8 protein-coding genes are annotated in these 14,940 nt (G+C 55.3%); 7 read left to right on the top strand and 1 reads right to left on the bottom strand.

Annotated elements, in window-relative coordinates; genetic code table 11:
* Positions 1-85 precede the first annotated feature (85 nt).
* Together AC2FGB_RS07435 and AC2FGB_RS07430 are read left to right on the top strand one after the other, a co-directional pair.
* The gene (locus AC2FGB_RS07435; RefSeq protein WP_416383920.1) at positions 86-1,825 is read left to right on the top strand and encodes a type I secretion system permease/ATPase; all 1,740 of its coding nucleotides are present in this window, start codon (positions 86-88) and stop codon (positions 1,823-1,825) included.
* A complete protein-coding gene (locus tag AC2FGB_RS07430; RefSeq protein WP_271948965.1) occupies positions 1,825-3,141 on the top strand; it encodes an HlyD family type I secretion periplasmic adaptor subunit in 1,317 nt (438 codons plus the stop codon). Before AC2FGB_RS07435 ends, AC2FGB_RS07430 begins: the two co-directional genes overlap by 1 nt.
* A gap of 12 nt (positions 3,142-3,153) precedes the next feature.
* Here AC2FGB_RS07430 and AC2FGB_RS07425 read toward each other — a convergent pair whose 3' ends face one another.
* A complete protein-coding gene (locus AC2FGB_RS07425) occupies positions 3,154-5,205 on the bottom strand; it encodes a beta-propeller fold lactonase family protein (RefSeq protein ID WP_496693771.1) in 2,052 nt (683 codons plus the stop codon).
* Positions 5,206-5,417: 212 nt separating this feature from the next.
* On the opposite strand from AC2FGB_RS07425, the gene AC2FGB_RS07420 reads away from it, so the two are divergent.
* The 5 genes from AC2FGB_RS07420 to AC2FGB_RS07400 all read left to right on the top strand — a co-directional run bounded on the left by AC2FGB_RS07420 (position 5,418) and on the right by AC2FGB_RS07400 (position 14,902).
* Complete coding sequence (locus tag AC2FGB_RS07420; RefSeq protein ID WP_496693772.1) at positions 5,418-9,248, top strand: beta strand repeat-containing protein; 3,831 nt, start codon at positions 5,418-5,420, stop codon at positions 9,246-9,248.
* A gap of 60 nt (positions 9,249-9,308) precedes the next feature.
* Complete coding sequence (locus AC2FGB_RS07415) at positions 9,309-10,103, top strand: SapC family protein (protein ID WP_496693773.1); 795 nt, start codon at positions 9,309-9,311, stop codon at positions 10,101-10,103.
* A 137-nt stretch (positions 10,104-10,240) separates the two neighbouring features.
* A complete protein-coding gene (locus AC2FGB_RS07410) occupies positions 10,241-11,464 on the top strand; it encodes a TolC family protein (protein WP_496689262.1) in 1,224 nt (407 codons plus the stop codon).
* Complete coding sequence (locus AC2FGB_RS07405; protein ID WP_496689260.1) at positions 11,461-13,608, top strand: type I secretion system permease/ATPase; 2,148 nt, start codon at positions 11,461-11,463, stop codon at positions 13,606-13,608. The genes AC2FGB_RS07410 and AC2FGB_RS07405 overlap by 4 nt, the downstream gene beginning before the upstream one ends.
* On the top strand, positions 13,592-14,902 hold the full coding sequence (locus AC2FGB_RS07400) for an HlyD family type I secretion periplasmic adaptor subunit (protein WP_496693774.1): 1,311 nt from the start codon (positions 13,592-13,594) through the stop codon (positions 14,900-14,902). The genes AC2FGB_RS07405 and AC2FGB_RS07400 overlap by 17 nt, the downstream gene beginning before the upstream one ends.
* The last annotated feature ends 38 nt before the right edge of the window (positions 14,903-14,940 follow it).

Here is a 14,940-nt window from a genome sequence, read left to right as displayed (position 1 = left end):
CATTTGCATTAGGCTTACCAAAGGCTAATGTGCAAGAAATTAAGGCGCAAATGCCCGTATCGAACAGTAACCCAAGGCTAACAACGTGAGCTCTGAAATTCCCAGGTCCCTGCCTGCCAGACATGAGTTGCGCAAGGTGCGCAACAAGGGGCTGTCATTTCTGGCACTGGCCTTCCTGTTCAGCATCTTTGTCAACCTGCTGATGCTGACGGGGCCTTTATTCATGCTGCAGGTTTATGACCGGGTCCTTGCCTCTCGGGCGGTTGAAACCCTCACGGCGCTGTTTCTGATTGTCGCTCTATTATATAGCCTTATGGCCATGCTGGATTTTGCGCGAGGACGTATCGTTGCGCGGTTCGGAGCGAGGTTCCAGTCGCAACTGGACGAGCGGGTGTTCGAGGCAACGCTGCGAAAATCTCTTGTTCCGCAGGCCCGTGCAGCCCCAGCCACTGCCTTGCGCGACCTTGAGGCAATCCAGAACCTGTGTTCCTCACCTGTTTTGCTGGCCGTAATGGATATCCCCTGGACACCGGTTTTTCTGGCAGCAATCTTCCTATTCCACCCGATGCTTGGATGGCTTGCGGTTGCGGGTGGCGCGATCCTGATTGTCATCGCTCTGCTTAATCAGGCGCTCACTCATAGAAAGGTTGCCGCTGCACAGCAGGCCTCGGCGCGGGCAGGCTCATTCTCGGAACATGCCAGACAAGCCGCAGAAGTTGTCCGCTCGCAAGGAATGCAGCACGACATCTCGCAACGCTGGCTGACCCAGAGGACCGATGCGCTGAGACAGACCATCTCGGCCAGCGATTGGACCGGAAGCTTTACCTCATTAACCAAGTCGATGCGGCTGTTCTTGCAATCTGCCATGCTGGCATTGGGAGCTTTGCTGGTTTTAAGAAACGAACTGTCCCCTGGGGCAATGATTGCAGGGTCCATCCTGCTTGGGCGCGCATTGGCCCCGGTCGAGCAGGCGGTGGGCCAATGGGCATTGGTGGAGCGTGCGCGATCTGCGTGGATTTCACTGAACCGATTCCTGGACACCACCCCGCCCGAGCCGGACCGGACCAAATTGCCTGTACCAGATGCGCGCCTGATCGCCAAAGGACTGACCGTTGTACCACCCGGCGCCGATTTACCGACACTCAGGAACGTTTCACTGAAACTAGAACCGGGCAAAGCTTTGGGCGTGATCGGCAAAAGCGGGTCAGGAAAATCCACGCTTGCCAAGGCCCTGTTAGGATTGTGGAAACCGGCCGTTGGCGAAATCAGGCTTGGAGGCGCTACACTGGATCAATACGGGACTGATGATTTGGGCCAACACATCGGCTATCTGCCGCAGGAAGTCACTTTGTTCAACGGAACAGTGACCGAAAACATCGCCCGGATGTCCCAAAATCCGGATTCGGAAGCGGTCATCGCTGCAGCCAAGAAAGCCAAGGCTCATGACCTGATCCTGACATTGGAAAAGGGGTACGACACGTTTCTGGAAGGCAATGACAGTCAACTGTCGGGTGGCCAAAAGCAACGTATTGCTCTGGCGCGCGCTTTGTATGGAGATCCTGTCCTGCTGATCCTGGACGAGCCGAACTCGGCTCTGGATGCTGATGGCACTGAGGCATTGAACACCGCTATCCGAGAACTGAAGGCCGCGGGCAAATCAGCCATCATCATGACGCACCGACCACAGGCCATTTCGGAATGCGACGATCTTGCTGTTGTTGAAAATGGCCAGGTCGTGAAATCCGGCAGCCGCGATGAGGTGCTAAGCGCCATGGTTCAGAACGCAAATGCGATCAAAAAAGGTCTGGCACGGGTGGGTGAGTAATGCAAAAGCCCAATCATAATGATACGCGCCCTGTTTGGCGCATTACATTTCCTGCTCTGGTCGGGTTTCTCGCACTGGCTATTTTAATCGGCGGGTTGGGCTTTTGGGCGGTGCAGACCAGGCTGGCAGGCGCCATTGTATCGCAGGGCGTCATCGAAGTTCAAAGCAACCGCCAGGTAGTCGAGCATCCAGACGGTGGCGTGGTCGGCGAGATTTTTGTGCGCGACGGTGATTCCGTCACCGGCGGCGACATTCTGTTACGTCTGGATGACACGTTTCTGACCTCGGAAAAGACCATCGTTGAGGCGCAGCTGTTTGAATTACTCGTCCGAAAGGCGCGGCTTCAGGCCGAACGCGATGGCACTGATCTGACTGTTTTGACATCCGCGCTGAACGACGTACAGAAACAAGAAGACATTGACCCTGAGCTGATCGCCGGCCAGCAACGCCTGTTCGAGGCACGTCTGAATACCCTAAATCAGCAGACTCAGCAGTTGAGCAAGCAACGCATTCAGATAGAAAGCGAGATCGAGGGCACCTTGGCGCAACTGGTCTCGCTGCGCCGTCAGGTCGATCTGATACAGGAGGAGCTGCAGGACCAGCAAAGCCTGCTTCAACGCGGCCTGACACAAGCCAGTCGGGTATCCGCCTTGCAACGCGAAGAAGCCAGCCTGACAGGTGAAATAGGCAGGCTCGAAGCGGCTGCCGCGCGGCTCAAAGGCCAAATCGCGGCAACCGAGATCAAGATTGTAGAACTGCAGGCGACACGCCGCGAAGAAGCAATCACCGCCTTACGCGATGCGCAATCGAAAATCGCCGAACTGTCTGAACGCAGGCTCTCGCTGGCTGTTCGTCTATCGCGGCTGGATATTAGGGCGCCGGTTTCCGGTACTGTCTATGGAAGCCAGGTGTTTGCACTGCATTCGGTTGTACAGCCGGCAGAACCGATGATGTATGTCGTACCACAGGAAATTCCTCTGCTGATCGCCGCTCGCGTAGATGCGATTCATGTGGACCAAGTATATATTGGGCAGCCCGCCCTCCTGCGATTTCCCGCCTTCAACCAACGCGAAACCCCCGAAATCGAAGGGCATGTTGTCACGATTTCTGCCGATACGTTCACTGATGAGAACACCGGACACACATTTTATCGCGCTGAAATGTTACCTGATGCCAACCAGATCGAGCGCCTGAACGGGCAACGTCTTGTACCCGGCATGCCAGTCGAAGCGATGATCAAGACGGACGAGCGATCCCCGTTTTCATATCTGATAAAACCGATGGCCGATTACTTTAACAGGGCCTTCCGGGAATAGATTCCGTCGTCTTTAAACCGCTTCGAGATTGCCCAACAGGATCGAAGTCATGTCAGTCGTGATCACTCCGCCTACCGCGACGACATCGACACCGGTTTCGTAGGTCACGTTTGAACTTGTGATCCCCGACAAATCAGCGTCTGCGTCCAGAAACACCCACTCTGCCTCATGCGCTGTGGGCAATCCGACGGCGATCTGCAAGATAGCCAGCGCATCCAGAGCGTTGATGAGGCCATCTTGATTGATATCGGCTGCAATTAGGTTTTCCGGTGCTGCCTGCCCCCATGTCGGGTCCAGTCCCACAGAAAGCCGCAAGACCTGCAATGCGTCCAAGGCCGTGATCTCGCCGGTCCCAGCCGAATAGGACTTTATGATATCCAGTTCACCGATAAATGTGCCCGAAGGCAGATCCAGATCGAACCTCCCTTCATCGTCGGCTTGGACACTAACCGTGCCGCCTCCGTCCGGGGTGAAACGTATTTCAGCGTTTGACAGACCGGGATTTGCAGCTTGTGAATCAATGGTAATATTCCCTTGAATGCCTGCCGAACTGTCCGGGTCGAGCCCGCCCAAACCGTTCAAATCCACCGGAATATGGTCTGGCCCGCCAAATCCGGCGCCAAAGACATCTGAACTGGTCAGCGGAGCACCTGACGCCGAAAACACCTGAACCACATTATCCAGATACCCGATCTGCGCACCTTGCGCGGTGGACGTAAAAGTGAGCTGTCCAGGTGAGCGCAGGAATGGATAGTCAAACAGATCCAGCCTGTCCGATCCGACTTCAAAATCGGTAATCGTTGTCATCGCGCTTCCGGTCTGCATCACAAAGATATCAGACCCGGAACCGCCGGTCATCGTAGTGGCCCCAATCCCCGCTATCAGGATGTCATCGCCGCCGCCGCCAAGTAGAGAGGCATCAAGGATGCTGCCACTGAGCATATCGTTCTGCGCGGTTCCAGTGACTGTCCCATAACCGTCCGCTACGATACCCGGGTCAGCGACCGAAAAAGTAAGCTGCGTCAACCCGGCCTCTTCTTGTGAGGCGGCAAAGATCTGAATGTCGTCCCCGACATGGGCCACGCTGAGCGATTCGACATTTTGCAGCCCGGTGCTCAACGTATCGGCAAAACTGTCCAGATAGACCAGTTGACCATCCGGTGTCAGGGTAAACAGTGTCACCCCATCATCGCCTCCCCCGGCCACGACAAACACCTGACCATTCACTTCGACCACGGCCAGGTCCTGAGCCGATTCAAAGCGGGTATTCAGTGTATCCAGGACATGATCGGTGGGTATCAACCGGCCATCACCAGACAGCTCCATGACGCTGATCGTGTTGCTTTCGCTGCCAGCAACGATGACCCAGGAATGGCCATGCGCCTGCACAATTTCGACGGCCGTTGGGGCGCCAATGCCCAAGGTCGAGACCCCATCGCCGGAATCTGCGAGGCTCAAGGTTCCCGCGCTGCTGTCCACCAAATAGGTCGTTATCGAATTGCTGTTGGCGTCGGTTGCAACGACAAAATGATCCGACCCGGACTGAGCGGTCTGGATCGAGTCGGCCTGACCTGCAACGGCCCCCGCAAAGGTCAGTGAGCCGTCTGAGCCGACCGTATAGGTCGAAATCAACCCGCTGCCCTCTTGCGCCACGGCCAGAATGTCGACCGATCCAAAGGAAACCTGCACTAAGGCCGAATAGCCACCCCCACCGTTCAGGGTCCCGGTTTCCTGTAATTCTCCGATAGATCCGTCTGGAAGGATTTCGTAGCTGACAAGGCCGGTTGCGGACCTGACATCCAGAACGATCTGATCGCCCCCCAACAGAGAAACCATTACCCCGGAACGTCCAACTGTGCCCGAGATTGTACCACTGAAATATTCTATGTCTTGCTGCTGGGGAACCGCGCCTTCGACGAGGTGCCATACAACAATGCCCCCTCCCTGTCCGGTCAGGCTGTACAGATACGTTTCCCCGTTAAACGTTTCTAAAGCCGTATCGCCGATACCTGAATCGAGCGCTGCGCTCCCTGTTGCAACTACTCCGCCGAACTGAAGCATCATACCAAATCACCCCACGCCAAAACCTGGCTCTTGAACAGGATGATCTGATGCCCGGTCCAATACCAAAGCGGGATTGTGGTGAAAACGAGGAGTTCGGTTTCAGTTTAACACAATTTTTTCTGGTCCGACCGCATGAACATCCGATGGGCAACACACATGAACAAAACGTCGCTGCCCATGATTTCAGCGCGGAAACAGCATGTGAGGGCAAGATGACCAAAACACCTGATATGACACGCAATCCTGCAAGTACCCGGCCCGATGCGGGTCAGCGGCAACAGATACGCAAGTGGATCGGCAACAAAATGCGTCGCTGGGTCGGGCGCGGTATCGCAGGCAGTCTAAGTTCGGCCTTGCTTGCCCTTCCTGCGTTGGCACAGGCCACGACCGAAGAACTGGACACCTTCCAATTCGCTGATGCGATTCCCGGCGTTAACAGCGCAAAGCTGCTGGCAAATGGCGATGTTCTCCTCAAATTGGAAGATGGGCGTACGATTTTGGTCTCGGCAGAGAATGTTCATATCCTGGATGGCGGCTCCATCATGATTGCCGAAGATGCGGCGGCGGAAATCGCGCAATTCGCACTGGCCGCCGAAGCCGGGGGAGCCGCAGCAGCCGCTGGCGGCGTTAGCGGCGCCGGTGCTGTTTTGGGGGGCCTTGGTCTGGCGGGTGCAGCCGCAGCAGGGGGAGGTGGTGGCGGCGGCGGTGGAGATGACGAGGCTCCGGCGCCCGCTCCAAATTTCCAGAGCCTGAACCTTGCTGGTCTGCAAGCGAACGCATTGAACAGCGCCAGCGCAAACCTGATGGCACCGACCGGAACCACAACGGTCGAGGTGACAATCGGGTCACTGACCAAGACGGCAACGCCCAATCCAGATGGCAGCTGGAGTATTTCCCTTACGGCGGTTGAGGCGGCTAGCCTTCCTCAAGGTGTGACAACAGTCACCGTTCGCAACCTGGATGGAGCGGGTGAGGAAGTATCGGTCGAAACGGTAAGATTCGATGTGGACACTCTTCCACCGACGGTCAGCATTACGGGCTTTTCGGACGGGGCCATTCTGAATGCCGCCGAGCAAGCGACCGATCTTACAATCTCGGGCACTTCTGACGCCGAGAGAGGTCAAACAGTAACGGTATCTGTAAACGGGCAGACTTATACTGGGACAGTGAATGGCGGCGGCCACTGGAGTGTTACCGTGCCGGCCACAGACCTGGCCGCCCTGCCTGACGGGGTGACCGTTTCAGTGACTGCCGATGTCGACGACCGCGCGGGTAATCCGGCGGTACAGACAAGCGCAAGCTTTGACACAGACTTTAGCGCTCCAACGATCACGCTTGATCCGGTCTCTGGCGGCTCGATCGGCCTGGGGGACATTAGCTCTGATCTGGTTGTGTCCGGGTCAACGTCCGCCACAGACGGTCAGACGGTCACTGTGACGTTCGATGGCCAAGCATATACCGGCACCGTGTCAGGCGGTACTTGGAGTGTCACCATACCCAGCGGCGACCTCGGCTCGCTTTCCACCGGAATTCCGGCCACGGTAAGTGTTGTCGTAGATGATGTGGCAGGAAACCCATCGGTACCGGTCACCGCCTCGGTTCCGGTCGATCTGACGGGACCCTCGGTGAATATCGCGCCATTGTCAGTTGGCGCGGTCATCAACGCTGCCGAAACCGCCTCCGACCTGACCATCAGTGGCACAACAGGAAATGTTCAGGACGGCCAGGTGGTGACAGTCACCCTGGATGGACAAACCTACACCGGTTCAGTCAGCGGCGGCAGTTGGAGCGTCACCGTCCCTGCAAGCGATCTTGCATCGCTGGCAGATGGGGGCGATTTCACGATCACGGCGGATGTGCTTGACACAGACGGCCTATCTGCACCGCAGGCAAGTGTCCCGCTTTCGAAAGATGCCACCGCGCCGACTGTAAGCATCGACAACTTTTCCGACGGCGCTGTCATGAATGCAGCCGAACAGGGCACTGATCTGACAATCTCTGGAACAACGAACGCTGAGGATGGTCAAACCGTAACCGTTTCCATGAATGGGCAGGACTACACCGCAACCGCCTCTGGCGGTACCTGGTCGGCGACCGTCCCGGCGATAGATCTTGCTGCCCTGTCCGATGCAGCAACCGTCAATGTTACCGCAGATGTCTCGGACGCGGCTGGAAACCCTGCCCTGCAGGCCAGCGGCAGTTTCACAACGGATTTCACAGCACCGGCGGTCTCTATCACCGGGTTGTCGGATGGGGCTGTCATGAACGCCGCGGAACAAGGAACCGACCTTACAGTGTCCGGAACCTCTGATACGGCAGATGGCACGGTTGTGACCGTAGAAATCGTTCGGCAGGACGGCACAGTTGACGTCACCGGCACGGCGACCGTAACGGGCGGGTCCTGGACCTATACCGCCTCAGCCGCGGATTTGGCCGGACTTCAGGATAGCGAAACCTACGATGTCGAGGCATCTGCTTCGGATGCGGCTGGGAACACAACAGCGACATCAACCAGTTTTGACACAGACTATACAGCACCAGCGGTCACCATCGACCCTCTTTCGGTCGGGTCAGAGCTGGATGTATCCGAAAAAGATAGTGACCTGACGATCACCGGGACTACGGATGCCGCCGATGGGGAAACGGTTACAGTCACACTGAACGGGCAGTCCTATACAGGCACCGCCTCAAGTGGCACCTGGTCAGCAATCGTTCCGTCCGGTGACTTGGGAGCGTTGGCAGACAGCACAACCTTCCAGGTTTCAGCGACGGTTACGGATTCCGCCGGCAACATCTCTACCGCCGCCGCCACCCCGTTAGCCACGGATTTCCGGCCTGTCCTGACAATCAATGACACCGGAACAAACGGTGCCGTTTCATTGAATGACGCCCAAAATTCAGGAGTCGTTGTCTCTGGCACGTCAATAGGCCTTGCCGCAGGCGAGGCTGTAGATGTGACGTTGAACTCCATGTCAGTCGGAACCGCTACGGTCGGTGCCGACGGAACCTGGACACTGTTGGTAAGTGTTGCGACCTTTGCATCAGTCGAGGCGGGGGATGATCTGGACTTTGGCGCAGAGGTTTCTGTGGCAGGTGGCCCTGATCCTTTGCCAGTTACGGATGAAAACACGGCCCATGAACCTGCAGCCTATGTGATCACTGAAGCCGGACAAAGTGGATCAACAGTCACATTTGAAATCTACGCAGACCCTGATACGGATCTGTCCAGCGGTCTGGCGATCACAGCCGAACTGGGTTTCGATCCCTCAGTGGTGACGTTTGACACCGGATCAGATGTCGAGAATGGGGCATTCGATTTGTTCCTGACGAACCCGGTGAGTGGATCAGCCGTCAGTTTTGCTGGCGCGGCGACCACCTATTCCGACCTGTCCCAACCCATCGTCACATTCACGATGACAGTTCTAGATGCCTCTGAACCGATTGTTCTGACGTTGACGACTCCGGATGGTGGTCCATCGGTGCTGCAGATCGGGACGTCAGGCGACGACACATTGATTGCAACCAACATCGACAACGTCATTCGTGGCCAGGACGGCGATGACACAGTGGATGTCTCAGGTGCTGGTCGGGACATTGTCGTGTTCGAGCCGGACCCAACAGCAAATGGCGTTGATACGATCACTGGCTTCACGACTGGACCCGCGACTGACACCGCTGATGCGATCATGTTCAGTGGATTGGATGTCGACAGCCTGCGCGGCGACGGAACAGGTGTGGAAACGCTTTCAGTAGGGGATGCACTAGGCGCGGACACCGGAGTGGTTGGTTTGACGACAGAGCTGAGCGATCTGACTGCTCAAACCATCGAGACCGCGGTCGAAAGCCTTACCGGCGCCGAAGCAGGTGACGAGATCTATGTCCTGGCTACGGATGGAACTGACAGTGTGCTAGTCAAGGTCGACTATTCCGCATCCGATGCGGCGACAGTCGAAACGGTGGCCCATTTCACCGGATTGGATGACCTCAGCGGGCTTACTGCTGACAATATTCTGCATACCGATCCAACCGGGGCCAGTGCCTGACACTCGACTACACTGCCACCCTGCACGGGTGGCAGTATTCTCGATATTCAAGAGGTTGCCATGGCACAGAATGGCCTAGTTCCAATCAATTTCAACCGTCACAGTCATCAGTATTGGAAGCGTTTCACATCTTATGACTTTGCAGCTGAACGCACCGAGAGCGTGATCGTGGAAGAAGAGGTGCTCCAGATTGCAGCCACTTTTCCGATTGTGTTTCGCAGGACCGGCCCAGAAATTGAACCGATTGCTGTATATTCACTTCTTGCTGGTGAACCCTCGCCATTTGTTTCAACAGAAGGGCGTTGGCTGGCCAGCTATATTCCGTCCGAACTGCGCAGCCACCCCTTTTCGTGCCGCCGAATGGATAACGGCAGCACCTTTCAGCTGGTGGTAGATGAAGGTTCAGGCCTGTTGACCGAAGAGTGCTCTGACAATCCCTTTTTTTCAACTCCGGATACGCTCGGCACTGAATTGAAAGAAGTTCAAAACTTCTTGAAAGCGTGCGCAACCTCTCAGATTAGAACAACCGAAATTTGCAAGATGATAGACGCATTTGGGCTGTTTGAGCCCCTGAGCGGCAATTTGGAATTAGGCTCTGCACATAACTGGTTGCAAATCAACTCTGCACGCCTGGAACAGCTATCGGCAAAACGCAAATTTGAACTGGTCGAAACAAAAGGCTTACGCCTGATCTATGGCCATCAGGCTTCATTATCCAATCTCAGATGGCTTTTTCAGGCGCAAAAGCAGATTTCCCAGGCCGGTGCATCTGTAAAATACACCGAAAATTCAGAACTTACCGGTTTCATGAATGCATTCGCCCAAGCCCAAACCGATGACGTAATCTGGCCCTAATGAAGTGTGAATGACAAATGCCCACATGCGGTCGCTTTTTGAGTTTTCTGATTTCTGCTCTCTCTTTCAACATAGTATCGGCCTGTACCCAACCACCTGACATTGCCGGTGTCGAGGCTTCTTTTTCAACCGGGGCCGTGGGTTTCCGCACACATGAACCATCTCAGAAACTGACCACCAGTTCCTTTGGCAAGCGCGTACGGCACGCTGTCGAGACCAGCCCCAACCTCGCGCGATCTATGTCCGCGCTGGATGTGGCGGTAGCCAATCACGACGCGGCAAAAGGGGCCTTTCTTCCGCAGGTTTCACTTGGAATCAACGCCAGATCCGAGCGGGTAGACTCGGACACAGCCGACGTGACCCCTTATCTGCGGATCTCACAGCTCGTTTATGACGGGGGGGCCGCATCCGGTGATTTGACTGCTGCAAAAGCACGGGTTTTTGAAAGTCGCGGCGGCCAGTTATCAACAGCCTCGGCAACCGCTCTGGCTGCGATTGAGGTCTATATAGTGGTCTTGGATTTACGGAAAATCCTGGATATTTCGGTGAAAAATGTGGAAGTCCACCAACAGCTCGTTCAACAAATTTCCGAGAGGGCTGCATTAGGCGCTGGTTCGAACGCCGATGTATTGACAGCGCGGTCGCGGATGGCCGATGCACGGACGCGACTGGCGGATGCAAAAGCCAGAGTGGACCTCGCCGATGCCCGTTTTCGTGAAGTTTTTGGCAGCCCATCAGGTGATCTGCAACCCCCAGTCAAAGCGCCGACGATCTCACAATCGGATCATAGTATCGTAACGGGAAGCCTGCAGATTCGACGTTCGGAAGCGGCCCTGCTTGCCGCCAAGGCAGAACGTGCTGCCGCTTTGGCACGCCGTCAACCCGGCGTGAATGTTTCGGCATTTGCGGATCGCGATGATAGCAATGACGCAAATTTCGGGGTCGACCTGTCCTTCAATTATGAGCTGGACTCTACTGGACAGCGCCGTGCCGCCATCACCGCGGCTGAAGCCAAAGTTCGCGAAGCGGAATTCGTTCATCAATCCCTAACGCGAGAAATACAAAGAGAGCTGGACACAATTCGCGCTGACCAAATTGCTGGAGCACAACGGCTTAGAGAGGCGCGAATAGCTGCGCAGGCGAATGCTGACAGTGTTGCAGCGGCGCGCGCGCAATTCACAATCGGACGACGCAGTCTGATCGAAATCCTAGACGCACAGCGCGACTATGTGAATGCGCAGGAGAGACTTATCCTAGCCGAACAGAACTATTTCCTGACAGATTACGCAATCCTTAGTTTGACTGGTGACATCCTGGATCTCCTTGGCATTTCAATCAGTTCCGTTGAGGGTTCTCAATGAAACAATTGACACCTGCCTTCGCAACGCCCGAGTTATCGTGCTTTGAAAAATGCCTGATGCACGCTGCGGCCCATCTTGACTGTCCAATCACGTTTGCCGGGATCCTCGCGGCCCAAACAGGCTCGAACGGAGAGCTTACAATCCGCGATTCATTGGAACTGGCACGGCGTGTTGGGGTCCAGGCGGGATACGGAAGAAGGGCTTTGTCAGCTTTTGACAACACTTTGGTTCCTGCGTTGTTGATTCTTGAAGGGGGAAGATCCGTTGTGTTTCATGGCCGAACCTCAAATGGTCGGGTTCTGATCTATGATCCGGAGGTTGGCACGGAAATAGGTCAAATTCAGCAAACCGATCTATCAGAAGTCTATACAGGGTTTGCGATCCTGCTGCGGCGCAATCACCGTGAGGATTTAGCCACGGGGCCCAGTTCTGCTTCGGGCCACTGGTTTTGGTCTGCTATGGCGGAAAATCGTTGGTCTTACACTCAGGTTGCGCTTGCGGCGGCGTTGGCAAATCTGCTTGGTCTATCTACCTCGGTCTTTATCATGGTCGTCTATGACCGTGTTTTGCCAAACGAAGCCACAGAATCTCTGATTGCTTTGACAGCAGGTGTTGGGATCGCGCTGCTTTTTGATTTCGTGCTCAAACTCCTGCGGGCAGGATTCATAGATCGGGCTGGCCAGAAAGCAGATATTTCGATGGGCCGTAGAGTCTTTGACCAGGTCCTCAACATTCGCATGAAGGCGCGCACAGGTTCGACAGGGGCCATGGCCAGCACCATTCGTGAATTTGAAACACTCCGTGAGTTTTTCACATCCGCCACCTTGGTGGCAGTCGTAGATCTACCCTTCATAGCATTGTTTGTCTTTGTCATTTACTTGGTCGGTGGCCCACTTGCACTTGTTCCAGCTCTGGCTGTGCCTGTCGTTTTGCTAGCAGGCATCATCGTGCAACCTATACTTTCTCGTCTTGCCGAGAAAAGCTTCATCGATGGTCAATCCAAGCAATCGGTTCTGGTCGAAACTGTATCCGGGTTGGAGACCATAAAAACGACAGCGGCGGCCCGGCCAATGAGGTCGCGGTGGGAGGCTGCCATACAGCTTCAGTCATCACATGGCGCGCGCAGCAGGGCAGTGACTCAATTTGCCTTGAATCTGACCGGATTTACCCAACAGGCCGCCCAGGTCCTTATCGTTTTCTACGGTGTTTTTCTTGTGATGGATGGTCAGGCAAGCATGGGCGCGCTTGTTGCTTCGGTCATGTTGACCGGGCGGGCTCTTGCGCCACTTGGGCAACTGGCACAGACCCTGACACGGGTTAATCAGGCCCGAAATGCCTATCAAAACCTTAATGCCTTAATGCAGGCCGACAGTGAACGCCCCGAAGGGCGGAGCTGGATCAGTCGCGATCGCTTTGAAGGGAGATTAACCTTCGAAAATATCCAGTTTGCTTATCCCGAAAAACACGACAACGTCTTGTCCGGTGTTTCATTCACCATCTCGCCCGGAGAGAAGGTTGCAATCCTTGGTCCGATCGGCTCGGGGAAAAGCACGGTCGCGCGGCTAATGCTTGGCTTGTACGATCCAGACGCCGGGTCTGTTCAATTGGATGGGGTCGATATCAGACAAATTGATCCAGGTGATTTGCGGCGCAATATCGGCTCTGTTCTGCAAGATATTTGGCTGTTTTCCGGGTCAATCCGCGACAATATCAAAAGCGGCGCAATCAGGCCAAGGGATGAGGACCTGATTTGGGCGGGGCAAGTCGCTGGGGTCGAGGATTTTGTCTCTCGCCATCCCGGAGGCTATGACCAAAATCTGGCAGAGCGCGGTGAGGGATTGTCAGGGGGACAACGGCAGGCCATCGCCTTGGCCAGAGCCTTGATTGGTAAACCTCCGGTTCTTCTTCTGGACGAGCCAACAAGTGCCATGGACGTCAAAACCGAAGCTGAGGTCATACAGCGGCTCAAAAAGGCGACCCCCGACACAACTATGCTGATCGTAACCCATCGAACCAGCCTATTGGAACTTGTCGATAGGGTTATCGTCATAGAGGGCGGCAAAGTACGGGTAGATGGACCAAAAAGCATACTGTCACAGCATTCCGGAAAGCAACGGAGGCATCTGAATGTCGCAGCATCATGACCTAGCCTCGCTTGCGCGGGAAATGCGAGGCGGGTCACCGGTCAGGAGTTCATTGCTTCTCTTGGTAATCCTGACTTTCCTGGCGACAGCAGCGTTTTGGGCCCATTTCACTGAACTTGATGATGTCACCCGTGTAGAAGGCCGCATCGTGCCGTCGGCGGATGTTCAGATGATTGAAGCTACGGAGTCCGGCATTCTGCAGTCATTGAATGTCCGAGAAGGCGAGGTTGTTGAAAAGGGGAAGTTGCTGATGGAGTTCGATACCACCCAAATCGACAGCAAGCTCAGCCAAGAGGAACAGCGTGCATATGGCTTGAGAGCCCGATCTCAGCGCCTGCAAGCAGAGATAGACGAGACCGAGCTGACATTTGATACGATCCTGGTCCAAGGTGCGCCGACTGTTGTTCAGTCTGAGACAGCTCTGTTTCAAGGCCGGCGATCAGAGTTGCAGGCAGAAATCTCAATTCTGATGAGCCAACGGGAACAACGGTTAAGAGAATACGAAGAAGGGCTTGTCGATACGGTGACCGCGTCCGAGACTTTGAAAGTTCTGGCCGAGGAACGGGCAATCATTACCCCCCTAGTAGAACAGCAGATGGAACCCGCCACGACACTATTGTCATTGCGACGCAGCGAGGCTGAGTGGCAAGGCCGCCGGACCAGGGCTGAAGCCGCTACCAACCGTCTGAAGACAGGATTGGAGGAAATTGATGATCGGGTTCGGGCGACACAAAGCAGGTTTCGAAGTGCGGCTTTGACCGAACTTGCATTGGCAACTGCGGAACTGGCTACTCTGGAACCATCACTGCCAGCCTTACGAAACAGAGCGGAACAGGCACAAATCAGGTCGCCGGTACGCGGCATCGTAAATCGCATTCACCGCACGACCATAGGCGGTATGGCACGGAGCGGTGAGGAACTGATCGAAATTGTACCGCTGGATGAGTCTTTGTTGGTCGAAGCCTATGTCCGCCCCGAAGACATCGCATTTCTGCACCCTGAACAGTTGGTTCGGATCAAGATTACTGCCTATGATTTTGCTCGATACGGAGCCTTGGACGGGCAAATTATCCGTATCGGGGCTGATACCGTGACGCGATCTGAGCGGGACGATGAAGAAGTTTTTGTCGTGGAAATCCGGACCAACCACTCGATGTTGGATGGGAACGGCGTAGCGGTTGAAATTATTCCCGGCATGATTGCCGAGGTGGATATTCTTGCGGGCAAGAAAACCGTTTTGGACTACCTGCTGCAGCCGATTGTCAAAGTCAAAGATCAGGCTCTTCGTGAGTAGTAATTGACCGGGCCAACGCCCATTACTTCTCGATGCCG

The organism is Ruegeria sp. CDSC021, assembly GCF_059610845.1.
Note: the sequence above shows the minus strand (reverse complement) of the source record. Positions and strands in the feature narration are given on the sequence as shown.